Source organism: Parabacteroides sp. AF17-3 (genome assembly GCF_003635445.1).
Taxonomy (GTDB): domain Bacteria; phylum Bacteroidota; class Bacteroidia; order Bacteroidales; family Tannerellaceae; genus Parabacteroides; species Parabacteroides goldsteinii.
The window spans coordinates 558,647-582,228 of record NZ_QTMM01000001.1; the positions used below are offsets into that span (position 1 = coordinate 558,647).

21 protein-coding genes are annotated in these 23,582 nt (G+C 41.0%); 11 read left to right on the forward strand and 10 right to left on the reverse strand.

All coding sequences use genetic code 11. The features are described from left to right. Position 1 precedes the first annotated feature (1 nt). The 10 genes from DWW91_RS01885 (at position 2) to DWW91_RS01930 (ending at position 11,479) form a co-directional block, all read left to right on the forward strand. Positions 2-847 (forward strand): hypothetical protein, encoded by an 846-nt coding sequence (locus DWW91_RS01885; RefSeq protein ID WP_122326768.1) that lies wholly within the window; start codon positions 2-4, stop codon positions 845-847. After that, positions 847-1,932 (forward strand): glycoside hydrolase family 99-like domain-containing protein, encoded by a 1,086-nt coding sequence (locus DWW91_RS01890; RefSeq protein WP_122326769.1) that lies wholly within the window; start codon positions 847-849, stop codon positions 1,930-1,932. Before DWW91_RS01885 ends, DWW91_RS01890 begins: the two co-directional genes overlap by 1 nt. Positions 1,933-1,934: 2 nt before the next feature. Then, complete coding sequence (locus DWW91_RS01895) at positions 1,935-2,840, forward strand: hypothetical protein (protein ID WP_122326770.1); 906 nt, start codon at positions 1,935-1,937, stop codon at positions 2,838-2,840. A gap of 155 nt (positions 2,841-2,995) precedes the next feature. Next, positions 2,996-3,751 carry a hypothetical protein gene (locus tag DWW91_RS01900; protein WP_122326771.1) on the forward strand — a complete coding sequence of 252 codons (756 nt, stop codon included), beginning with the start codon at positions 2,996-2,998 and terminating at the stop codon, positions 3,749-3,751. A gap of 20 nt (positions 3,752-3,771) precedes the next feature. Continuing rightward, positions 3,772-4,851 carry a glycosyltransferase family 1 protein gene (locus DWW91_RS01905; RefSeq protein WP_122326772.1) on the forward strand — a complete coding sequence of 360 codons (1,080 nt, stop codon included), beginning with the start codon at positions 3,772-3,774 and terminating at the stop codon, positions 4,849-4,851. A gap of 26 nt (positions 4,852-4,877) precedes the next feature. Next, entirely contained in the window at positions 4,878-5,816 is a 939-nt protein-coding gene (locus tag DWW91_RS01910) for a hypothetical protein (protein ID WP_122326773.1), read from the forward strand. A 44-nt stretch (positions 5,817-5,860) separates the two neighbouring features. Beyond that, positions 5,861-6,619: a glycosyltransferase family 2 protein gene (locus DWW91_RS01915; RefSeq protein ID WP_009860727.1), complete on the forward strand. Its 759-nt coding sequence runs from the start codon at positions 5,861-5,863 to the stop codon at positions 6,617-6,619. A 26-nt stretch (positions 6,620-6,645) separates the two neighbouring features. Further along, positions 6,646-9,162 carry a YfhO family protein gene (locus tag DWW91_RS01920; RefSeq protein WP_122326774.1) on the forward strand — a complete coding sequence of 839 codons (2,517 nt, stop codon included), beginning with the start codon at positions 6,646-6,648 and terminating at the stop codon, positions 9,160-9,162. Beyond that, positions 9,159-10,472: a helix-turn-helix domain-containing protein gene (locus DWW91_RS01925; RefSeq protein ID WP_122326775.1), complete on the forward strand. Its 1,314-nt coding sequence runs from the start codon at positions 9,159-9,161 to the stop codon at positions 10,470-10,472. Before DWW91_RS01920 ends, DWW91_RS01925 begins: the two co-directional genes overlap by 4 nt. Positions 10,473-10,477: 5 nt before the next feature. Further along, a complete protein-coding gene (locus DWW91_RS01930; protein WP_122326776.1) occupies positions 10,478-11,479 on the forward strand; it encodes a glycosyltransferase in 1,002 nt (333 codons plus the stop codon). Here DWW91_RS01930 and DWW91_RS01935 read toward each other — a convergent pair. The 8 genes from DWW91_RS01935 to rpsO form a co-directional block, all read right to left on the reverse strand. Beyond that, positions 11,461-12,006: an HAD-IIIA family hydrolase gene (locus tag DWW91_RS01935; RefSeq protein WP_122326777.1), complete on the reverse strand. Its 546-nt coding sequence runs from the start codon at positions 12,004-12,006 to the stop codon at positions 11,461-11,463. The genes DWW91_RS01930 and DWW91_RS01935 overlap by 19 nt on opposite strands. Next, entirely contained in the window at positions 11,984-12,688 is a 705-nt protein-coding gene (locus DWW91_RS01940; RefSeq protein ID WP_122326778.1) for a nucleotidyltransferase family protein, read from the reverse strand. Before DWW91_RS01940 ends, DWW91_RS01935 begins: the two co-directional genes overlap by 23 nt. Positions 12,689-12,691: 3 nt before the next feature. Next, positions 12,692-13,279 carry an SIS domain-containing protein gene (locus DWW91_RS01945; RefSeq protein WP_009860734.1) on the reverse strand — a complete coding sequence of 196 codons (588 nt, stop codon included), beginning with the start codon at positions 13,277-13,279 and terminating at the stop codon, positions 12,692-12,694. Then, positions 13,261-14,295, reverse strand: coding sequence for a dehydrogenase (locus DWW91_RS01950; protein ID WP_122326779.1), 1,035 nt, complete (start codon positions 14,293-14,295; stop codon positions 13,261-13,263). Before DWW91_RS01950 ends, DWW91_RS01945 begins: the two co-directional genes overlap by 19 nt. Before the next feature lie 147 nt (positions 14,296-14,442). Beyond that, on the reverse strand, positions 14,443-15,861 hold the full coding sequence (gene ahcY / locus DWW91_RS01955) for an adenosylhomocysteinase (RefSeq protein ID WP_122326780.1): 1,419 nt from the start codon (positions 15,859-15,861) through the stop codon (positions 14,443-14,445). A 251-nt stretch (positions 15,862-16,112) separates the two neighbouring features. Further along, positions 16,113-17,768 carry an AMP-binding protein gene (locus DWW91_RS01960; protein ID WP_122326781.1) on the reverse strand — a complete coding sequence of 552 codons (1,656 nt, stop codon included), beginning with the start codon at positions 17,766-17,768 and terminating at the stop codon, positions 16,113-16,115. A gap of 15 nt (positions 17,769-17,783) precedes the next feature. Continuing rightward, a complete protein-coding gene (locus DWW91_RS01965; RefSeq protein ID WP_009860738.1) occupies positions 17,784-18,368 on the reverse strand; it encodes a helix-turn-helix domain-containing protein in 585 nt (194 codons plus the stop codon). 150 nt (positions 18,369-18,518) lie between these two features. Next, entirely contained in the window at positions 18,519-18,788 is a 270-nt protein-coding gene (rpsO, locus tag DWW91_RS01970; protein ID WP_009860739.1) for a 30S ribosomal protein S15, read from the reverse strand. A gap of 171 nt (positions 18,789-18,959) precedes the next feature. Between rpsO and typA the strand changes: the two genes are divergently transcribed. Continuing rightward, complete coding sequence (gene typA, locus DWW91_RS01975) at positions 18,960-20,756, forward strand: translational GTPase TypA (protein ID WP_009860740.1); 1,797 nt, start codon at positions 18,960-18,962, stop codon at positions 20,754-20,756. A gap of 54 nt (positions 20,757-20,810) precedes the next feature. On the opposite strand, the gene DWW91_RS01980 is transcribed toward typA, so the two are convergent. Together DWW91_RS01980 and DWW91_RS01985 are read right to left on the reverse strand one after the other, a co-directional pair. Further along, positions 20,811-21,461, reverse strand: a complete 651-nt coding sequence (locus DWW91_RS01980; RefSeq protein ID WP_009860741.1) for a hypothetical protein — start codon at positions 21,459-21,461, stop codon at positions 20,811-20,813. Positions 21,462-21,632: 171 nt separating this feature from the next. Beyond that, positions 21,633-23,324, reverse strand: a complete 1,692-nt coding sequence (locus DWW91_RS01985) for a hypothetical protein (RefSeq protein ID WP_122326782.1) — start codon at positions 23,322-23,324, stop codon at positions 21,633-21,635. Positions 23,325-23,582 lie beyond the last annotated feature (258 nt).

Sequence of the window (23,582 nt, forward strand, 5' to 3'; positions counted from 1 at the left end):
TATGAAAACGCTTGGAATCGTGATATTTTATTACCCAACTGATGAAGTTTGGAAAAATATCGCATCATATATAGATTTACTTGATAAGTTGATTATTTGGAATAATACCCCTGGAAATCAATTAGATTTGCATTCACCAACTTGGGAAGAGAAAATCGTTTTGATGGGAGTAGGTAAAAATCTAGGAATAGGAAAAGCTTTAAATAGAGCTATCTTATATGCGAAAGAAAATCAATATGACTATTTATTGACGATGGATCAGGATAGTCATTTTGTGAAAGAAGATTTCAAGCTGTATTTGAAAGCGATCAAGGAATCAAATATCAGGTCTATTTTCTCCCCGAACTATTTGCTTCATGACAAAGCATTGTATACATCTATAGATGACGGCTTTATTGAAGTAGAAACAACGATGACATCTGGAAGTGTATATCCTGTAGAAGTTTTTTCTAAAATCGGCTTGTTTCGGGATGACTTTTTCATTGATGCGATAGACACTGAGTTTTCTTTGCGTGCAAAGAAAAGTGGCATCACTACCCGTGTGATGCCACAAGTATACTTAGTTCATGGTGCCGGATACCAAAAGACAAAACATAAATTTTTGTGGAAAACATTCTTTCCCAATGAATATTCGCCAGTAAGATCTTATTATATTGTGAGAAATGGTATAATAACAAAACGCTTATATCCATGGGCTAATTGGAAAGGATTTCTGTACTATTGGTTCTATAAAAGATTATTTTTTGTTATATGTTACGAAGATAATAAGTTCGCTAAGATAAAAGGCCTATTGTATGGTTTTTATCATGGTATGATTGGAAAAACAGGAGAACAAACGATTTTTTAATGAAACAAAATAATAAAGCAAGAGTATTAGCTTTCTATCTACCTCAATATCACCCTATACCGGAAAATGACAAGTGGTATGGTAAAGGTTTTACAGAATGGACAAATGTAGGTAAAGCTAAACCATTATTTAGAGGGCATTATCAACCTCAGATACCTGCGGATTTGGGCTATTATGATCTTAGAGTTTCTGAAACAAGAGAAGCTCAGGCAGAGATGGCTAGAGAATATGGTGTTGAAGGTTTTTGCTATTGGCATTATTGGTTTGGTAATGGACGCAGATTGTTAGAACGCCCATTTAATGAAGTATTATCTTCGGGAAAGCCTGATTTCCCTTTTTGTCTTGCATGGGCTAATCATAGTTGGCATGGTATTTATTGTGGCTTGAAAACTAAAGAGCCAGTAATGAGACAAACTTATAATGGAATAGAAGATTACAAAAAACATTTTTATGATGTGTTGCCTGCTTTTAAGGATAAACGTTATGTGACGGTTGATGGTAAACCGTTCTTTTTAGTTTTTTCACCGCAGGAAATTCCTGATTCCAAAGAGTTTATAGATTGTTGGCAAGAACTTGCCAAACAAAATGGACTTCTTGGAATCCATTTTGTAGCTCATACTTACCGACCTGATTATATAGATACTTTGTTGGCACTAGGATATAATGCTGTTAATGTTGTCCGATTGTTTGAATATCAAAGAGTAGGGTTGTCTTTGTTAAGAATGGCAATTAATAAAATTAATAGAGAGATATTTAAACATGGATTTTGGTATGAATATAAAGATGCAATGAAATATTTCTCTGGTCTGGAAGATAAAAGAGAGAATGTGTATCCTACTTTAGTTCCTAATTGGGATCATTCTCCAAGAACTGGTAAATATGGTTCTATACTGAAAAATTCAACCCCAGTTTTGTTTCAGAAGCATGTGGAGACTGTGGTTAAGTCAATATCTGATAAATCGGATGAACACAAAATTGTCATATTGAAATCATGGAATGAATGGGCCGAAGGTAATTATATGGAACCAGATTTGAAGAATGGTAGAGGTTATTTAGAGGCTTTGGCTAACGGACTAAAAAAGTAAATATGTATCGGACCCCTATTTTATTTTTAATATTTGCACGTCCGGATACAACACGAAGAGTATTTGAACGCATTAAGCAAATTCAGCCAACAAAGTTGTATATAGCAGCAGATGCTCCACGTGAGAATCGCCCGGATGAAATCAAACGAAGTCAGGAAACCCGTCATATTATTGATTTAATTGATTGGCCTTGTGAAGTTCATACTCTATTTCGTGATACTAACTTAGGTTGTAAAATGGCTGTTTCGACTGCTATTTCATGGTTTTTTGAATGTGAAGAATATGGTGTAATCTTAGAAGATGATTGTTTACCGGATTTGTCATTTTTCCCTTTCTGCGAAGAATTATTGTTGAAATATAAGGATGATGAGCGTATTGGACACATTGGGGGAAATAACTTTTTGCGAAATGATGTAAAGAGTGAGTATAGTTATGATTTTTGCTCTGTATCCCATATTTGGGGATGGGCTTCCTGGCGGAGGGTCTGGAAGGATTATGATGTGAATTTTCCTTATTGGAATGAGATTCGAGACGACAAGTACAAGCGGAAAGGTTTATTCCGAAATTTGAAGGAAGAAATATATTTTTCAACTTTTCTTTCAGATGTGTTAGGAGGTAATAGGGGTATTAATACCTGGGATACTCAATATTTTTTTATGCATAGACTCCAGAATAGATTATCGATTTATCCTATGGTTAACTTAGTTACAAATATTGGTCTGCATTCAATTGAGGCTACACATACTACTGCCCGGAATGATGATTTATTCGTTCTTTCTGAGGAAATGAAATTCCCTTTAAAACATCCGGTTTATATAAAGGCAAATGTGGAAATTGATGATTTTACTATTGCCCACCAATTTTTTTCTTATAAAAGACTGGTGCGTTATTTTTTAGGTATGTATTAAATATCATGAGCTTTATGTACATCCGATTTTTACTGTTCTTCAAATATGTGATTGAATCTTTTCTCAACACCAAAAGGTATCGGTTAACTAGAAAAACTAAATTGTATTTGGAGTCGGCAAGTTGTAAATTGCCCTTACAAGATAAAAAAGAGATTATGGAATATTTAAGATATTCTTTGATTTCACAGATAAACTATTCTTTTAGAAATAAGTATTTGACACAAAAAATCAAATTGACAAAAGATAAAAGTAATGGACTCTTCTATGTAAATCATAAAGGGAAAAGGCTTTATTTTAAACGAGAATTATCAAAAAGAGCAATAAAGGATTTGTATCGGTGTTTATGTATAGAACAAGATAAAGATTCTCCTCATAGTTATTCATTTGGGGAGATGTCTTTTCAAAATGAAATTGTAGCGGATATAGGTGCAGCTGAAGGTATATGGGGATTAAGTCTTATTGAAAGTGTAAAGACCCTATATTTGTTTGAATGCGATGAAGGGTGGATAGAAGCTCTTAATTTAACTTTTTCTCCTTGGAAAGAGAAGGTTCGTATTATAAATAAATATGTATCGGATAACTCGGAAGGGTGTATGATTCGGCTGGATGATTATTTTTATGAAAAGGGCATAAACCTTTCTACTATAAAAGCTGATATTGAGGGGGCAGAAGAAGTTATGTTAAAAGGAGCAGAGAAAATGATTCAAAATGGAGTACTGAAAAAAATAATAGTATGTTCCTACCATCGTCCAAATGATGAGAAAATGATTTCCGAAATGTTGGGAGATAATTACTTGTTATCTATTTCTAAAGGATATATGTTGGATGTTTATTCGGATGTAGATTATGATTCAATAGATATTTCCTCTATTTTTAGAAAAGGTGTAATATATGCGAAATATAAATATTAAGAATAAATAATAGGTACTCTATGAAGGTTTTGTATGACCATCAAATGTTTTCAATGCAAAAATATGGAGGAATTACCCGATATTTTTCTGACTTGATATTCGATTTACCTCTTGGATATGAGGGCGAATTACCTATCTTATACAGTGAAAACCATTATTTAAGAGAAAAAGAGGATGTCGTAATAAGGAAGTTTTCAGATATACTTCCTTTTAGATTAAAAAGATTATATTACTATCATAGAAATACAATATTGTCTAATCAGGCAATAAAGAAGAATGAATTTAATCTGTTTCATCCTACTTATTATGATCCATATTTTATAAAAAAAATCAAGAAGCCTTTTGTCATTACTGTCCATGATATGAATCATGAGAAGTTTCCTGATTTATTTTTGGCATATGATAATACATCTGAAAATAAACGTTTATTGGCAAAAGAAGCTGCACATATCATAGCTGTTAGCCAGAATACTAAAAAGGATTTGGTTGAACTGTTTGGCATTAGCCCTGATAAAATTACAGTCGTATATCATGGCTATAAGCAGCATTGTAAATCAGCGGAGGCTCTTTTTGAGAATTATCTTTTGTTTGTGGGAGAACGTAAAGGCTATAAAAATTTCTGGAACTTTATAAAGGCGATGGTTCCTCTCTTGAACAAATATAAGGATTTAAAAATCGTATGTACAGGGAATCCCTTTAGCCGAGAAGAATTGGAACAATTAAATCAAATCAAATTAATAGACCGGGTTATTCAAAAATCAGTTTCAGATAGTGAGCTGGCTTCTCTCTACAGATATGCGTTAGCTTTTGTTTACCCATCTATTTATGAGGGATTTGGCATTCCTATATTGGAAGCATTTCAAAATGATTGTCCGGTTTGTTTGAGCAAAGCAAGTTGTTTCCCTGAAATAGCCGAAAATGCGGCTGTTTATTTTGACCCATCTGATTTGGATTCAATAACAGAGGCTGTACGTAAAGTCCTTGAAAATAAGTCTCTTGCTGATGATTTAAGGGATGCAGGAAGGATAAGGCTGAAAGACTTTTCAATAGATTTGATGGTGAAAAATACTTGTGAAGTTTATAATAAATATGCATTTTGATATTATTGGGGGAGTTATAGTAGCTTATGAATATACCGATTTTAATAGTTCACAAGGGTAATACTTTCTATTTACCTATAGTACTGAGGCAGTTACGATTGTTTAATCCTAATAGCCGGATTTGTCTGATTAGTGATGAAAGTACAAAGTGCTATGATTTTGTAGAGCATTATGATATAAAGAACTATTCAGAGGGCCTTATACATTTTGGAGAAATTTATAAGCATAGATCATCTAATCCATATGATTATGAGCTCTTTTGTTTTCAAAGGTGGTTTGTCATTAACGACTTTGTTAAAGAAAATGGCTTGCAGGATTTTTTGTGTATGGATTCTGATGTGTTGTTCTATTGTAATGTTGATGATGTCTTTAATCAGTATTTAGGCTGTGATTTTACTATTTGCAATAAACTGGGGCCAGGCTGTTCTTTGTTTAATGCTCATTCAATTAAAAGTTTCTGCGATTATATGATGTTGATGTACACATCTCCTTCTTATATAAATAAAATGGATGGGATTTATGAAAACTTGAAGTCTGAAAAAAAATTAGGTGGGATTTGTGATATGACTGCATTTGTTTGGTACCAGGAGAATGTTAAATGTAATGTTATAGATATTGCAACTCCAATAGAAGGTTCTTGCTTTGATGGTTGTATTACATGGTCTGCTGGTTTTGAAATGAAAAATGGTAAAAAGAAAGTCTATTGGATAGACAATCTTCCATATGGAAGATTAACGAGTGATAACTCGTTAATCCGTTTTTACTGTCTTCATTTTCAAGGGCGTTCAAAATACTCTATCTTTAAATATATATTAGATAAGAATAAAGTTCACCATTCAGGTTTCTGGTATGATTTAAAATGGTTATTATCGAAGGATATTCTGAATGCCCGTTTAAAAGGTATAAAAAAGGCAATCAATAATCCGAAGATGGTGGTTAATTTTGTTAAGGCGAAACTAAAGTAAGCCGTAAATTTTTTAATGTAAATACAAATAGGAAAGTCTAATTAATGCAACAACCAGTTTTTTCAATCATAACAATCACCTATAATGCTTCCCGTTGGTTAGAGCAGACTATTCTTGGGGTGCTGAGCCAATCGTATCCGAATATTGAATATATCGTTATTGACGGAGGTTCGACGGATGGGACGGTGGATATTATAAAGCAATATGCTTCCGGAATTTCTTATTGGATAAGTGAGCCGGATAAAGGTATTTATGATGCAATGAATAAAGGTCTTCAGAAGGCTACGGGCGACTATGTATGGTTTATTAATGCCGGGGATTCTTTATTTACCTCCGATATCGTACAACGGGTTGCCTCTTTAGTCCAGAAGAAGAAAGTTCTGCCTGATATTATTTATGGAGAAACGGTTATTGTTGATGAAGAAGGTAAATCGTTAGGACAACGGAGATTGAAGGCCCCAAACAAACTTACATGGAAAAGCTTCCGGATGGGCATGTTAGTTTGTCATCAGTCATTTATAACAAAACGTAGTATTGCTCCGTTATATGATTTAACATACCGCTATTCTGCTGATTTCGACTGGTGTATCAGATGTATGAAACAAGCAGGTAGAATATATAATACGCGAATGACATTATCTAACTTCCTGGATGGCGGGGTTAGCACGACTCAGCGCAAAGCCTCTTTGAAAGAAAGATATGATATTATGTGCCGGTATTATGGAGTAATATCAACATCTTTACTCCATGTTTGGTTTGCTATTCGCTTTTATTTTGCTAAGTGGTTCAAAGGTAGAGTGTAAACGAAAATATATAGAAGATACATATTATGCATAGTATGATGAAAAATGTGGGTAAGCATGTGGCTGCCCTTGTCTTGTTTTTAGGGTTGGTGATGGCTTATTTCTCTCCCGCAGTGTTTGATGGAAAGGTTATCAGACAAGGTGATAATGTGAAAGCTGCCGGCATGGGAGGAAGTCAGGTCGATAAATATGCAAAGACTGCTGAACCGGGTGAGTTTAGTGTATGGTCGGATGCTATGTTTTCGGGGATGCCTTATGGACCGGGATATGGAAGTCCGGCTCCGGAATTGCCCTCTTATGGCATCGTTGACGGATGGTTGAAGACTCCGGGATATACTCATGCTGCCATGGTTTTTACCGGATTGGTCTGTTTCTATCTGTTGATGTGCATCATGGGAGTGAACTGGTGGCTGGCGATAGCGGGAGCGATTGCTTTTGCTTTTGCTTCTTATAATATAATCATTATTGAAGCGGGACATATTGTAAAGGCTTATGTGATAGGGTATATGCCTGTAACGTTGGCGGGTATGTTCTTGCTGTTTAAACGAAAATGGCTTTGGGGAGCAGTCCTGTTCCTTTTAGGAGTGGCTTTCTCTTTGTTGAACGGGCATGTTCAGATAACTTATTATCTGGTTTTGTTATGTTTCTTCATTTATTTGGGATATTCTATTAAGATGCTTAAGGAAAAGCAGACTGCCGACTGGCTTAAAACATCTTTGATTATGTTGGCATGTGTAGTTTTAGCAGTCCTTCCCAATGCAAAACATATGTATTCCAACTGGGATTTGGGACAACATTCTATCCGTGGAGCCTCTGAACTGACGCCTAAACCAGACGAAACGGGAAAAGTGGAGAAAGCCTCTTCCGGTTTGGATAAAGATTATGCTTTCCAATGGAGTTATGGCTGGAAGGAGTTATTGACTGTCATGATTCCGGATGTATATGGAGGTAGTTCGGGAGGTACATTAGGCAGTTCTTCCGAGTTGTATAAAGAATTGAAGAAAAATGGTGCCCAGGTAGGAAAAGAGGTTCAGACTTATACTTATTGGGGGGATAAACCATTTACATCAGGACCTGTTTATTTTGGAGCATTGGTATGTTTCTTGTTTGTATTGGGGATGTTCGTGGTGCGTAACCCGATGAAATGGTGGTTGTTTGGCGGGGCTGTTTTCCTTACATTCCTGGCCTTGGGGCGTAATTTTGATGCATTCAATGATATAATGTTCCATTATCTGCCGTTGTATAATAAGTTCAGAACAGTAGAAATGGCTCTGGTGATTCCAGGATTGGTATTTCCTCTTGTTGCCATTTGGGGATTACGGGAAATATTCAGGGGAAATGTGGATGATAAAACGATGAAAAAAGGCTTTTTATGGTCTTTAGGCATAACTGGTGGTATTTGTCTGGTTGTTTTCCTGATACCTTCATTATTGTTGAATTTCCATTCTGCTTATGATGCACAGTTCCAGAACCAGGTTCCGGAATGGTATTACACTGCTTTGTTGATGGACCGTGCTTCGCTGGCTTCGTCGGATGCATTGCGTTCTTTGATTTTTATTTTGTTGGGAGCCGGTTTATTGCTTTGGTACTGGAAGGCGAAAAATAAGACGACTGCCTCTATGATTGTGAGTGCAGGTATGGCCGTATTGATATTGGTTGATTTATGGTCGGTCGATCGTCGTTATCTGGACGATAGTAATTATGTAAAGGAAAAAGCGGAAGAATCCTATAAGGAAAGTGTTGCCGATAAAGAGATATTTAAAGATACGGATGAATCTTTCCGCGTGTTTGGACTGAATAATCCGTGGCAGGATACAAACGTTTCTTATTTCCATCATTCGATTGGAGGATATCATGCCGTTAAATTACGCCGTTATCAGGAATTGATTGATTATCGTCTGGATGGTGAATACCGTAATATTATCGGTGCTTTGCAAAAGGCACAGAGCATACAGGATATAATGCCTGTCCTGGCGGCCTCTCCTTCTTTGAACATGTTGAATACACGGTATATTATTTATAATCCGGACCAGGCGCCGATTCGAAATCCGTATGCTTATGGAAATGCATGGTTTGTTGATAAGGTGGATATTGTAGAAAATGCGGATGCTGAGATTGAAGCCTTGAATACGATTGACCCGTTGAAGACAGCGGTGGTGGATAAGCGTTTTGCGAAAGACCTGGAAGGCTTTACTCCGCAGGTAGATTCCACGGCAACGATTGTGTTGGAAAAGTATCGCCCTAATCGGTTGACATATAAAACGAAAGCATCTTCGGAACAACTGGCAGTTCTCTCCGAAATCTATTATCCGGGTTGGAAAGTTACAATAGACGGAAAAGAAGCGACTCATTTCCGTGCCGACTGGATTTTACGTGGAATGCTGGTACCCGCGGGAGAACATACAATTGTCTTTGAGTTTCGTCCGGAGGCTTATGTGCTTGCTGCTAACGTGTCAGCTTATAGCTCTTTCCTAATCTTGTTATTGCTGATTGCTGCAGTTGGATGGTCCGGCTGGAAATATTGGCAGAAGAGTCGTGAATGAAAGACAATTATAGTTCCATAGTGGAATTTCTGGAGAATAAAGGATTGCTGACGGAATCTTTTGATCTGGAGTTTAAAAGTGCGAAAGGTGGATTTCCTAAGAGCTTTTGGGAAACTTATTCTTCTTTTGCAAATACCGAAGGCGGTATCATCATCCTAGGTATTTCAGAAAAGGATGACCAATGCTTCTATGATGGTCTGCCACAGATGGTGATGCGTAAGTTTCAAGATGATTTTTGGAATCAGGTTAATAATAGGGAAAAGGTTAGCTTTAATCTATTGTTGGAAAATGATGTACAGATGCTTGAGATACAAGAAGGACAATTTATTTTAATCTTCCGTATTTCTTGTGCTGATTATAGGAATCGTCCTGTTTATATCGGCTCAGATCCGATGAAAGGTACTTATAAGCGTTGTCATACGGGAGATTATAAATGTACTCCGGACGAAGTAAAAAGAATGCTTGCCGATAGCTTGCCAGACAAACCGGACTCCAGAATTTTGGAGAACTATACATTGGAAGATCTTGATGAAGTATCTGTCGCTCAATATTATAAAGGAGGCATTAGCGTTCCGCGTAATAATAGTATCCAAACAATGTTTCTGCTTTTAGGGTATGGAGAAAAGGCAGGTTCCGGAAGCACTCGGATTATGAATGCCTGGGAAGGAGCACATTGGAGAAAGCCTCTGATAAATGTGTTGCCCCGTCCGGATAGAGTTGAGTTGTGCCTGAGTATGGAGCAGTTATTGCCTCAAAAAAGTATAAACAAACTTATCTCTGTTTTTGGGGAAGAAATCACCCATTTATATGGTGACGGATTAATAGCACTCACGACTGCCGAAATGGAAGGATGTGTGTCTAATGTCAGATTACAGCAACTGATAAATAAACATTCAACAGAAATATCTCAGTTATTGAAAGATTTATGCAATGAGGGATACCTGGTCGCAGAGAATAAAGGACGATGGACTGTCTACCATTTGAATTTACGCGAAGAGAAAAAAACTGTTCAAAAGAATCTTTTTGAAGAAACGATGACACCTCCGGTGAGAAATGATGACACCTCGGGAGAAACGATGACACCTCGGGGAAAGAAATGGATGAGGAATGAAGAGCTAATGACGTTGGTTGTTGAGATTTGTTGCGATACATTTAAAAGCGTTGATGAGATTGCAGCAGTGATTCTTCGTACACCAACTTATTTGAAGAATAAAATATTGCCTCTCCTTTTGGCTCAGGAGCGTTTAGAGCGTCTTTATCCGACCATCCCGAATCATCCAAACCAAGCTTATAGAAAAAAACAAAAGTAAAATTTATGATATCTTACTCAATCATAATCCCCGTATATAACCGTCCGGTTGAAGTTCGGGAATTGCTTGAAAGTTTATTGCATCAGACTTGCAAGGATTTTGAAGTGCTGATTATTGAAGATGGTTCAGCGGTTCGTTGCGACGAGGTAGTCAAAGAATATGAAGACCAGCTGAATGTACGTTACTTTTTCAAACCGAATTCGGGCAGAAGCCTGACCCGGAATTATGGTATGGAACGTGCCGAAGGTAAATATCAGGTCTTTTTCGACTCGGATTGTATTATTCCGGAAGACTATTTCGAGAAGATTACGAACTATCTGAAAGAGACGAATGCGGATTGTTTCGGCGGGCCGGACAGGGCACATGCCTCTTTTTCCCTGATGCAGAAAGCTATTAGCTATTCGATGACCTCTTTTCTGACAACCGGCGGTATCCGTGGAAGTAAGAAAGGACTGGAGAAGTTCGTGCCCCGTACATTCAATATGGGATTCTCGCGGGAAGTTTATCAGAAGGTAGGCGGCTTTAAGGATATGTTCGGAGAGGATATTGATTTAAGTACCCGTATCCGTAAAGCCGGTTTTACTGTAGAGCTGTTTCCGGAAGCCTATGTATATCATAAGCGCCGCGTGAGTCTGAAATCATTCTACAGACAGGTGTATGTTTTTGGAATGGCGCGTGTGGATTTATATCAGATGCATCCGGACTCGTTGAAGCTGGTTCATCTGTTGCCTGCCTGTTTTGTACTGGGAGTGTTGTTTTTATTGTTATCGTCGTTAATCTGTCCCTGGGCTTTACTGCCGTTGGGTGTTTATATACTGGCGCTGTTCCTGGAATCTCTGTTTGTCAATAAAAGCCTGTCGATCGCTTTACTTTCCATCGTGACCAGCTTTATTCAATTAGGCGGTTATGGTATGGGATTTATCGGTGCATTTGTCCGCAAAGTGATTTTAAAGCAGAAAGTAGACGTTGAGGCAGAGCTGAAGAAGCATTATAAGAAGAAAGCCTGAGCAAAACTCAGCAAATCCGCATAATGGGCCTGGTAGAGTGTTTTTGACACTTCTCCCGGGCCATATTTGTTTCCTATAAATACTCCCCTCATCCCGGCATTTTGGGCAAACAGCATGTCACTGATGCTATCTCCTGCCATTATACTTTTCGTGAAATCAATGTCCGGAAAATCATCTTTGGCCTGAAGTGCCATGCCTGTGTTGGGTTTACGGTTCTTGCTGTAATCGCTGGTATCGGTACAAACATATATCTTATCTATCCTTCCTCCCTGTCCGGAGACTTCATTTATCATATAAGCATGTATCTCTTCCAGGTCTTTCCGGGTCATTATGCCTTTTCCGACTCCGCGCTGGTTAGTGACAATTATGATATGTTTGAACAGGGGGGAGAGTAGCCTCAGGGCTTCCAGTGCTCCGTCGATAAAGATAAATTCCCCGGTTGTTTTGACATAGTCGTGCGGACGTTGCTGGTTGATAACCCCGTCGCGGTCCAGGAATAATGTGTTATAAGGCTTTATATCTTCCATCTTTGAAATCTGTTTGAGCTTGTGCGTAATCGTCGGGGATACCGATGTCTATGAAATATCCTTCCGATATATATCCGGAAAGGATGGAGGTGGTGACTTTTGCTTCAAAGAAATCCTTTTCGAGTGAAAACTTTGCCGGATAGGCGTCCAGTTCGTTGCGGTTAATCAGATAGATGCCTCCGTTGATAAGGCCCGATTCGCAATATTGCTTTTCGTTGAAACGCAGGATACGACGGGATTCCTGTTCGATGTCGACAACCCCGTATCTGCTGAACTTCTCCATTCTTTTCAATGCGAGGGTTGCTGATGCGCTGGTTTGCCTGTGGAGGTTTAATAATTCCGGATAATTCACTCCGAAGAATGTATCGCCGTTCAGGACGAACACATTTTCTGTGCGGGCTTTTGAAAGTGCCAGCTTTACTGCTCCTCCTGTTCCGAGCGGGACTTCTTCGACTACGGTCGATATGTCGGCGGAGAAGCGGTTTGCCCCGAGCCATTCCTCGATAATCTCATGTTTGTACCCTAAGGAAAGGATGATATGTTTGAAACCGGCTTCAATCAGCGTTGTAATCAGGTAATGCAGGAAAGGATGCCCGGCTACCGGAGCCATGCATTTGGGAACGTCAGACACTACACTTTGCAGCCGGGTACCCATTCCTCCCGCCAGTATGATACATTCCATTCCTTATTCCTTTCCGAATATTTCTTCTTCTACCAATTCACAGATGATATGCCCGATGGTGATGTGTGCCTCCTGGATACGTGGAGTATCGGTAGACGGCACATTGATGAGGAGCTTCGTCAGTTCACGCATGCGGCCACCGTCGGCACCAGTAAAAGCTACCGTTGTAATTGCTTTTTCATGGCATGTCTCGAACGCCTTTACGATGTTGGCGGAGTTGCCCGAAGTGGATAAGCCGACCAGGACATCGCCTGCCTTTCCGATACCCGAAATCAGCCGGGAGTAGATGATCTCGAAACTCAGGTCATTGGATACGGCCGTGATGTAAGAAGAGTTACAGTGTAATGCTTCAGACGGCAGAATGTCACGTTCCAGATAAAACTTGCCGGAGAACTCGGCAGCCAGGTGCTGTGCATCGGCGGCACTTCCACCGTTTCCGCAGAAGTAAACCCTTCCACCGTATTTAAAACAGGTGACAATCGTGTCGGTAATCTGTGCAATTGTGTCCTGCAGCTTCTCGTCCGCCAGTATCTGTTCGATAATGTCGCGGTGTTGCGCTAGCCGTTTTCTGATTATTCCTTTACTGTCCATGTAATCAATCCTTTCTTACAAAATTCAAATTGTTGTATATGTCCGATATGCATCTTGTCCAATGCTTCGGACACTTTGTAGCAGCTATTGCCGGGACAGTAGAAGAACATGAATCCTCCTCCTCCGGCACCGGAGATTTTACCGCCCAGGGCACCGTTGGCCATGGCGGTTTCGTATATATGGTCGATAAATTCGTTGGAGATGTTGCGGGCCATTTTCTTCTTACTGGTCCAGCTTGTGTTGAGCGCTTTTCCCAGTTCCTGCAATTCTTCCCGCAGCAGGCAATTCTTCATGCGGAATGCTTCATGCTTGACATTGTGCATGGCTTCCAGCGAGTCGTTTTTATTGTTTTTGACGTTTTCGGCCTGTTCTTCGATAATCTTTCCGGAGCAACGTTGTTGTTCGGTGTAGAAGAGGACGGTGTTCATGGCCCATTCCTGCAAGATATCATCGCCGATGCGGAGAGGATTGACAATGACTTTGTCGTCTTCCAGAAACTCCATGAAGTTAACGCCTCCGAAGGTAGCGGCATATTGGTCCTGTTTGCCTCCTGCCATATTCAGGTCGATGCGTTCGATTTCGTAAGCGTAATGGGCAATATCATATTTCCCCAGTGGTAACCGCAACCATTCGGTGAAGGCTCCGAGGATGGCGACAACCAAAGTGGAAGAGGTGCCAAGGCCGGAACCGGATGGGACGTCCATCTGGGTAATCAGTTCAAAGGAAAGAGGCTCTCCGTTGTTATAACGCGAAGCGATTGAATTGTATATGCCATGTTGCAGTACTAACGGGCCGTCGAGAGGCAGTTCGCTTACAGCGTCAAATTCTTCTGTAATGTTTTCATTGATATGGACAAACCTGATTTTCCCGTTGTCGAGCGGGCGGATGGTGGCGTGGGCATATAAATTGACGGTAACGTTGAGGATTGCACCGCCATAGAGGTTGGAATAGGGGGAAACATCTGTTCCTCCTCCGGCAATTCCCAGTCTGAAAGGTGCTTTGCTTCGGTATAACATAATAATTTGCCAATTAGTTAATGTGCCAATATGCCAATTAATAATTAGCTAATGTGAGAATGTGCCAAAAAGCCAATGGAAATAGTAATTCATTCAATTATTTCCTAAATTGGCATATTGGCACATTCTTTTATTGGCTAATTATTTTTAATATCTGTAATGGTCAGCCTTATACGGACCTTCTACCGGTACTCCGATATAGTCGGCCTGTTTGGGGCTTAATGTAGACAGTTTCACACCGATACGTTCAAGGTGCAGGCGGGCAACTTCTTCGTCCAGACGTTTCGGAAGACGGTAAACACCCACTTCGTAAGCCATCTGCCACAAATCCATCTGTGCCAGTACCTGGTTTGTAAATGAGTTGCTCATTACAAAGGAAGGGTGACCGGTTGCACAACCCAGGTTCACCAGACGTCCTTCTGCCAGCAGGAAGATAGAGTTTCCTGTCGGGAACGTATATTTGTCAACCTGCGGTTTGATATTGGTATGCTTGATGTTCGGATAGTTCACCAGGTTGTCTACCTGTATTTCATTATCGAAGTGACCGATGTTGCAAACGATTGCCTGATCTTTCATCTGGCTCATGTGGCCGATGGTGATGATATCGCAGTTACCGGTGGTAGTAACGAAGATATTACCTTCTTTAACCGCTTCTTCCATCGTTGTAACTTCGAATCCTTCCATAGCAGCCTGCAAAGCACAAATCGGGTCGATTTCAGTAACCAGCACACGTGCTCCGTAAGAACGCATGGAGTGTGCACAACCTTTACCTACGTCACCGTATCCGGCAACTACCACGACTTTACCGGCAATCATCACGTCGGTAGCACGTTTGATACCGTCGGCCAGCGATTCGCGGCAGCCATACAGATTGTCGAATTTGGATTTCGTTACCGAATCGTTCACATTGATGGCCGGAACCAGCAATTCGCCTTTTTCCATCATCTGGTACAGACGGTGTACGCCGGTCGTTGTTTCTTCGGAAACGCCTTTCATCTCTGCAATTGTACGATGCCAACGCTGGTTATCTTCTTTCAGGATGCTGTTTAATGTATCCAGAATAACCTGTTCTTCGTGGTTACCACCTTTGCGATTGATGGTTTCTGCATCGTTTTCAGCACGATACCCCATGTGAACAAGAAGAGAAGCGTCACCTCCGTCGTCTACAATCATCTGCGGACCTTTTCCGTCAGGGAAGCGGAGTGCCATGTCGGTACACCACCAGTACTCTTCCAGAGTTTCACCTTTCCAGGCAAAAACGGGAACACCTGTTGCAGCAATAGCCGCAGCGGCATGGTCCTGGGTAGAGAAGATGTTACAGCTTGCCCAGCGTACATCTGCTCCCAACGCAACTAATGTTTCGATTAACACTGCTGTCTGGATTGTCATGTGCAGTGAGCCGGTGATACGGGCACCTTTCAGAGGTTTCTGAGCGGCATATTTCTGGCGAAGAGCCATCAGTCCCGGCATTTCGTGTTCGGCGATTTCAATCTCTTTGCGACCGAATTCTGCCAAACTCATATCTGCCACTTTATAAGGCAGATTAGTTGGAAATAATTGTGACATAAATAATAATTATTTTGAATGTGTGGCAAAGATAACAAATTATTGAGTTGTACGGATGATTTGCAAGGACAAACATATCCGTCTGCTTATCTCTTCATAATTTCCTGCTTAGGAAACGTGCGTTTCCATAGGAGGAAACTACGAGGAGACTGTAATCGATGAGCCGTAGTGTTATAATGAAAATAGCCGCTGATACTAATCAACGGCTATTTTACCGGGCAAAAGCCTTGTGCTTTTAATATGTTTTCGTTTTATACCGGAGTAATCCCTTGTTCGGCCAGCAGCTTCAGGCTGAGGTCTTTCAGCTTGAACTTCTGAATTTTGCCGCTACCGGTCATCGGGAAGGTATCGACGAAGAAGATATATTTCGGAATCTTGTGGCGGGCTATCTTGCCGCGGCAGAAGTCTTTCACTACGTCGTCCGTCATCGTAACTCCTTCGTGCAGGATGATGAAAGCACCGACTTCTTCGCCGTATTTCTTGGACGGGACGGCTGCTACCTGAACGTCTTTCACTCCTTCCAGGTGATAAAGGTATTCCTCTATTTCACGCGGGTAAACATTTTCTCCGCCGCGGATAATCATATCCTTGATACGTCCGGTAATACGGTAGAAGCCGTTTTCGTCTTTTACGCCGAGGTCGCCGCTATGCAGAAAACCGTCTTTGTCGATGATTTCGGCTGTGGCGGCAGGATTATTATAATAACCTTTCATGTTGTTGTAACCACGGTTACACATTTCTCCCTGTACGCCAACCGGACATTCTTCGCCGGTTTCGGGGTCGATAACACGCACCTCTGTAAATTCAAAGTCGCGTCCGACAGTATTGTAACGTTCTTCTGCCGGGTCGTCGATACGTGAATGGGTCATACCGGGTGATGTTTCCGTCAGACCATAAACGCTGGTTACACGCATAAACATCTTCTCTTCCACCTGGCGCATCAGTTCCACCGGGCAGAGCGAACCTGCCATGATACCGGTACGGAGCGAAGTCAGGTCGAACATCGGGAACATCGGATGGTTCAGTTCGGCAATAAACATGGTCGGTACGCCGTAAAGTGCCGTGCACCGTTCCTTATGGATAGAGGCCAGTACTACCAGCGGGTCGAACTTCTCGACCATAACCTGCGTACAACCGTGTGTCAGCACGTTCATGGAAGCCAGCACCACACCGAAGCAATGGAAGAGAGGAACGCAACAACAGAGCTTGTCGTCAGCGGTGAATTTTATATGCTCGCCGGTCAGCAAACCGTTGTTCGCAATATTATGGTGAGTCAACATAACCCCTTTCGGGAAGCCTGTCGTGCCGGAGGTATATTGCATATTGACAACATCGTGGCAGTCAACGAGCTTTTTAGCGGCTTCCAGTTTGTCGTCTTCTATATTTTCGCCCAGCAATAACAACTCCGGCGTGTTATACATACCTCGATATTTCTCCTGGCCGATATAAACGACATTTTTCAGTCTCGGGAAGCGTTGGCTTTTCAGATAGCCGCGTTGCGATTCCTTTAGTTCGGGAAGCATGGTGTACATCATATCGATGTAACTACCGTCAAATACGCCTTCGGTGATACACATGGTGTGGATATCGGCATTCTCTACCAGAAACTCCAACTCGTTCTGTTTATAGTTCGTGTTGACGGTAACGGCTACGGCTCCGATTTTGGCGGCAGCATAAAGAAATGTCAGCCAGTCGGGTACATTCGTTGCCCAGATACCGACATGGGTGCCGTGTTCGATACCGATAGAGAGCATACCTTTTGCCATCCGGTCGACACGTTCGTTGAATTCTTTCCATGTAAAACGCAGGTCGCGGTCGGAATAAACCAGGTATTCCTTGTCCGGCGTCGTTTCGGCCCAATGTTCCAGCCATTGGCCTAATGTCTTATCTTGCAGTTGTAATTCCATATCTTTTCTTTAACATTAATAGGGGGTATAAACAACTCCAAGGATTTTAGCCGTGCTTTCGGCGGCTGCATGAACGTGGTGAGCAACAATCGAATCATAATAGATGCTGTCGCCTTCTTCCAATATATAGGTATTCTTTCCGTAGTTTATTTCAAGTACGCCTTCCAGCACATAAATGAATTCTTCACCTTCATGTGTGGAAAGAATAAAATCAACGCCATCTTCCGAAGGGGAAACATCGATCAGGAACGGTTCCATATGGCGGCCTGATTTATCCTGCGACAGTGAATGGTATTCCATATGTTTCCGGTTCTCCATCGAATTGTTGGTAAAACCGATGCTATTGGAGTCATTACTGTCTTTTTTGCGGCAGATAACCGGACCGAGTTCGGATTGGTCGTCAAGGAATGTACCCAGGCGGACACCGAGTACCCGTGCTATTTTGATAAGAGGTGCCAGTGAAGGAAAATCTACATTACCTTCTATACGTTCGATTTGTTCTGTGCTCAGGCCGGAACGTTCGGCAACTTCCTCAACAGTGAGTTGTTTTGATTCACGGATACTTTTAATTTTGGCTCCGATGATTTTGTTGTTTCCCATAAGTATGTTTATTTTTAGATTATCTTTTAATTTGTAACTGAACGCCGCAAATTTACATTAATATTTTATTTTACCATGTAATTTACTGAAAGAAAAAAAGGACAACCCTTGTGAGAGTTGCCCTTTTGTAACTTCCTGCGAAGTAGTTTCTTATTTTCTGATACCAAGTTCTTTGATGATAGCACGGTATCTTTCGATATCAACTTTAATCAGATAATCCAGTAAACGACGACGTTTACCAACCAACATTTTCAGAGCTCTTTCAGTGCTGTAATCTTTGTGATTAGCTTTCAAGTGTTCTGTTAAATGTGCAATACGAACTGTAAACAGTGCGATTTGGCTTTCTGCAGAACCTGTGTCGGCAGCTGATTTGCCATACTTTTCGAATAATTCTTTTTTCTTTGCTGAATCTAAATACATGATTCTTTTTACTTTAATAAATTGATACTATATTATCTAAGCGGCGACAAAGATATGCATAACTTTTTTGTCTGACAACTCTTTTCTGTATCTTTTTTATATTTTGCAACATGAATATCACATACATATCGTAAAAATGTCGTACTTTTGCAGCCAATAAATTAGTCTTCGATGCAAAAAATCAGAAACATCGCGATTATCGCGCACGTAGACCACGGCAAAACGACGCTCGTGGATAAGATGTTATTAGCCGGTAAGCTTTTCCGTGAAGGACAGGCAGAGCCGGACCAGTTCCTGGATAACAATGACCTGGAACGTGAACGAGGTATCACTATTCTAGCTAAGAATGTATCTATTAATTATAAGGATTGCAAAATCAATATTATTGATACCCCGGGTCACGCCGACTTCGGTGGTGAAGTAGAACGTGTATTGAACATGGCCGACGGTTGCCTGCTGTTGGTAGATGCTTTTGAAGGCCCGATGCCTCAGACACGTTTCGTGCTGCAAAAAGCAATTCAATTAGGATTAAAACCTATCGTAGTTATTAATAAGGTAGACAAGCCGAACTGTCGTCCGTCGGAAGTGCAGGAAATGGTGTTCGACCTGATGTTCAGCTTGGATGCAACCGAAGAACAGTTGGATTTCCCGACAATCTACGGTTCCGCTAAACAGGGGTGGATGTCTGAAGACTGGCAGAAGCCGACCGAAGATATCTATGCATTGCTGGATGCTATCATCAAATATATTCCGGAACCGGAGGTATTGGAAGGAACTCCCCAGATGTTGATTACATCGCTGGACTTCTCCAAATATGTAGGTCGTATCGCTGTAGGCCGCGTTCATCGTGGTGAGTTGCGCGAAGGCCAGGAAGTTATGTTGTGCAAACGTGACGGTTCGATGGTAAAATCGAAAATTAAGGAGTTGGATATCTTTGAAGGTTTGGGCCGTACGAAAGTAGAATCCGTCCAATCCGGCGATATCTGTGCCGTGATTGGTATCGATGGTTTCGAGATTGGCGAGACTATTGCCGACATCAATGAGCCGGAACCGCTGCCTACGATTGCAATCGATGAGCCGACGATGTCTATGCTCTTTACCATCAACAACTCTCCGTTCTTCGGTAAAGATGGTAAGTTCGTTACATCGCGCCATATCTTTGAACGTCTTCAGAAAGAGTTGGACAAGAACCTGGCTTTGCGTGTGGTTCCTACCGATTCAGCCGATTCATGGTTGGTATATGGCCGTGGCGTGCTCCACTTGTCTGTGTTGATTGAAACGATGCGTCGTGAAGGATACGAATTGCAGGTCGGTCAGCCGCAGGTAATCATTAAAGAAATTGACGGTGTAAAATGCGAACCGGTTGAACAGCTTACTATCAATCTCCCGGAAGAGTCTTCCAGCCGTATCATCGATATGGTGACAAAGCGCAAAGGTGAGATGACAATGATGGAAAGCAAGAACGACCGTATGCATCTTGAATTCAATATACCTTCACGTGGTATCATCGGTCTGAACAATGCCGTTCTGACAGCTTCTGCCGGTGAAGCGATTATGGCTCACCGCTTCCTGGAATATCAGCCGTGGAAGGGAGATATCGAACGCCGTAACAACGGTTCCATCATTGCAATGGAAACGGGAACAGCTTTCGCTTATGCCCTGAACAACTTGCAGTCACGCGGACGTTTCTTCATTGCTCCGCAGGAAGAAGTATATGCCGGACAGGTAGTTGGTGAACACACGAAAGAAGGCGACCTGGTTGTAAACGTAACGAAGTCGAAGAAATTGACGAACATGCGTGCTTCAGGTTCTGACGATAAAGTATCATTGGCTCCTCCTGTCGTATTCAGTCTGGAAGATGCTTTGGAATATATCAAGGCTGACGAATATGTGGAGATCACACCGAACTATATGCGTATGCGTAAAGTCATCCTGGATGAGACCGAACGCAAACGTCAGGGTAGATGAACCTGTTGAAATATATAATGGGAAACCGGATATGCATTTGTGTATCCGGTTTTTTTATAAAGTTACTGCATGATTGTAAATCTGCAGTACGTCTTCAATCTCGTTGAAATCCGTTTTATTGTCATCTGCATATTTCTTTAGTTCCTCTTTATGGTCGGGGAATGCTTTGAGGAATTGCTTTTCATTGAGGAACCGGAATTGTTTTCCGTTACGCTCTATCCGGAATATTTTGTCGATACGACTGAGAATCAGCTTTTCTGTTTCCAGCTTATGGGTAGTGTTTCCTGACTGGAAAGAGGAATAGGAGTCGACCGCCGATGTTTCCGAGCGCCCTCCGTAACCGACCTGTTTGCCTTCCCATTTTAATGCACCTCTGTATTGGACGAAAATAGGAGGGTCTTTTTGCAGCACTTCGGTTGCCCCGTCTTTCGTTGGAAGAAAGATTCTTTCGCCTATCTTGATGGTTGCCACCATCTCCGGTTCAGAGAATTCTTTGATATTGTTATTGTCGTGCTGGTCCTGAAAAAGGAACTTTTTGATGAGCAGGCTATAGTTTAGCGGTACATTGAATGTCCGGCCATCCTTGTAATAAACATATCCGTTTTCAAAGTTACGCAATAAGAATTGTGCACTGTCGATTTGCGCAGCCAACTTATTACTTCCGGAGATAATAGCCAATAATAGTATAATAATGAATCTACTCATAATATTATGATTAAGCTTAGCATATGCAAGAATAGGAAAATAATACTGAAATTGCAATATTAAACGGCTAAAAATGAATAAATTGTTATCTCCTTATGATTTTGGTAGAAATAAAAAAGCCGCCTCTTTTTACGGAGGCAGCTTCTATTATAGGATTGTGTAATATACTAATTACTTAACCAAGCTAGCGAAATCGCTGTTAGTTGCATATTTTGCAAATTCCAGGTCGATAGCAGCTTCTTTAGCCATAGCTTTGTCAGCAGCGATAGCAGCTTTCAGGTTGCTGATAACTGCGTTTACATCGTTTGTGCGTGCTGCAACAACAGCCTTCAGGTAAGAAGTAGTTGCATCAGGTTTAGCAACAGCGTTCAAAGTCTGAGAAGCTTTGCTGTAGTCTTTTACTAAAAGCTGAGCCAAAGCAGCGTTGTTAGTCTTAACAGAACCGAAAGAGTTAACAGCTTTAGCATATTCGCCTTGTTCCAGATAAAGAACACCCAGAGCTTCGCCTAATTCAGCAACACCTGCAGCGTTACCGAACAATTGCTGAGCTTTTGCCTGGTCACCCTTAGTCAGAGCGATCAAACCTAAGTTCATGTTAGCTTCGTTGTTAGCCTTAACAGAGTTAGATTTGTTGAACATTTGTTCAGCCTTAGCCAGGTCACCAGCCTTGAATGCCATCATACCGATGTTGTTCCAAGTGCGGTAGCAGTTAGGATACAATTCAGAAGCTTTTGTATAGATAGCCATCTTTTCGCTGTCGTTGTTAGTTAATGTAGCAGCGTAAAGAATTTCTTCGATATTCAGTTCAGAAGGATTGCTCTTAGCCAATGCGCTGATTTCGTCGTCAGACTTACCGATGATTTCGATGTTAGCAGTCAAACGAGAACGACGCAATTGCGGAAGGATAGTTTCAGCCAGATCAGAATAAACAGCAGAGATGTTTTTGATTTCTTTTTCTCTTGTTTCAGGATCCTGATACATAGAGATAACTCTTAATACAAGGTCTTTATCCTGTAAGTTGGAAGCAGATACCAATTCTTTGAAGCCTTCCCAGTCCTGAGCAGTGTAACGAGCGTCAACCGGAGCATCAACTTTCATTTTCTTCAATTCTTTGTCCAGATATTTAGAAGTGTTACCTTCACGTCTTTCAGCCAGACCAGTGTTCAGTTTAACACCACCATCAGGAGAAGCGTAAGCAGAGATTTCGATTGCTACATTCTGGTTAGGAGCTTCGTCAGCGTTTTTAACCAGGTCTTTCCATTCTTTGATTGCATCAGAGTTCAACTCTTTAGCACGAAGTTCAGCCTGCTGGATAAGGAACATGATGTTAGCATCGTGAGCTTCTTTGATGATGCGCTGGAATTTGTCAGCAGCGATAGCAGCAGTTGCAGTAGCAGCGTCAGCCAGTTCAGAAGTTGCGATTACACCTTCACCGATCTTTACATCCGGTAATTTAACTGTCTTGTTCTTGATCTTTGCATCGAAAGTCAGGTACAGTTCAGATTTCTTCATTTCAGGTTTGTAAGTGAAAGAAGATTTCATTGTTACGTTACCACCTTCTTTTTGAGCGATAACCTGATTGTTACCTTTTACTTTTTCACCTTGATAAGTGTAAGATGTTCCCCATGCTTCACCACCGGCATAGCGGAGAACCGGAGTTACAGTTACAACGGCTTTCTTGTTGAACCATTTTGCAGGGAAAGTCGCGTTGATAGTCACGGGTACTTTGCCTCCGATAGCCTCAAGCGGCTGCGGCTCAGCTTTGATGTACTCTTCAGCTAGCGGTTTCAACTTGTTTGAACAAGAAGAAAGGGTTAAGATTGCTGCCATTACAAAGAATGACAATAAAAACTTTTTGTTCATAATTTGATGTAAGTTTAAAATGTTACTATGTTTATATATTCACTTTCAATTGTCCCTTAGCCATCAAAGTGCAAAACTAAAGCATTTTTTTGTTATGAATAGCAAAGATACGATAAAATCTTTCTAATTAATACTTATTAATGAATCCAGGCTCCTTTTTTTGCTAAAAAGAGTATAAATGACAGGATTTATGAACGCTTTAATAGCTTCCATCCGGTACTAATTTAGTTAATTTATAGTGTTTCGCTTTCATCTCTT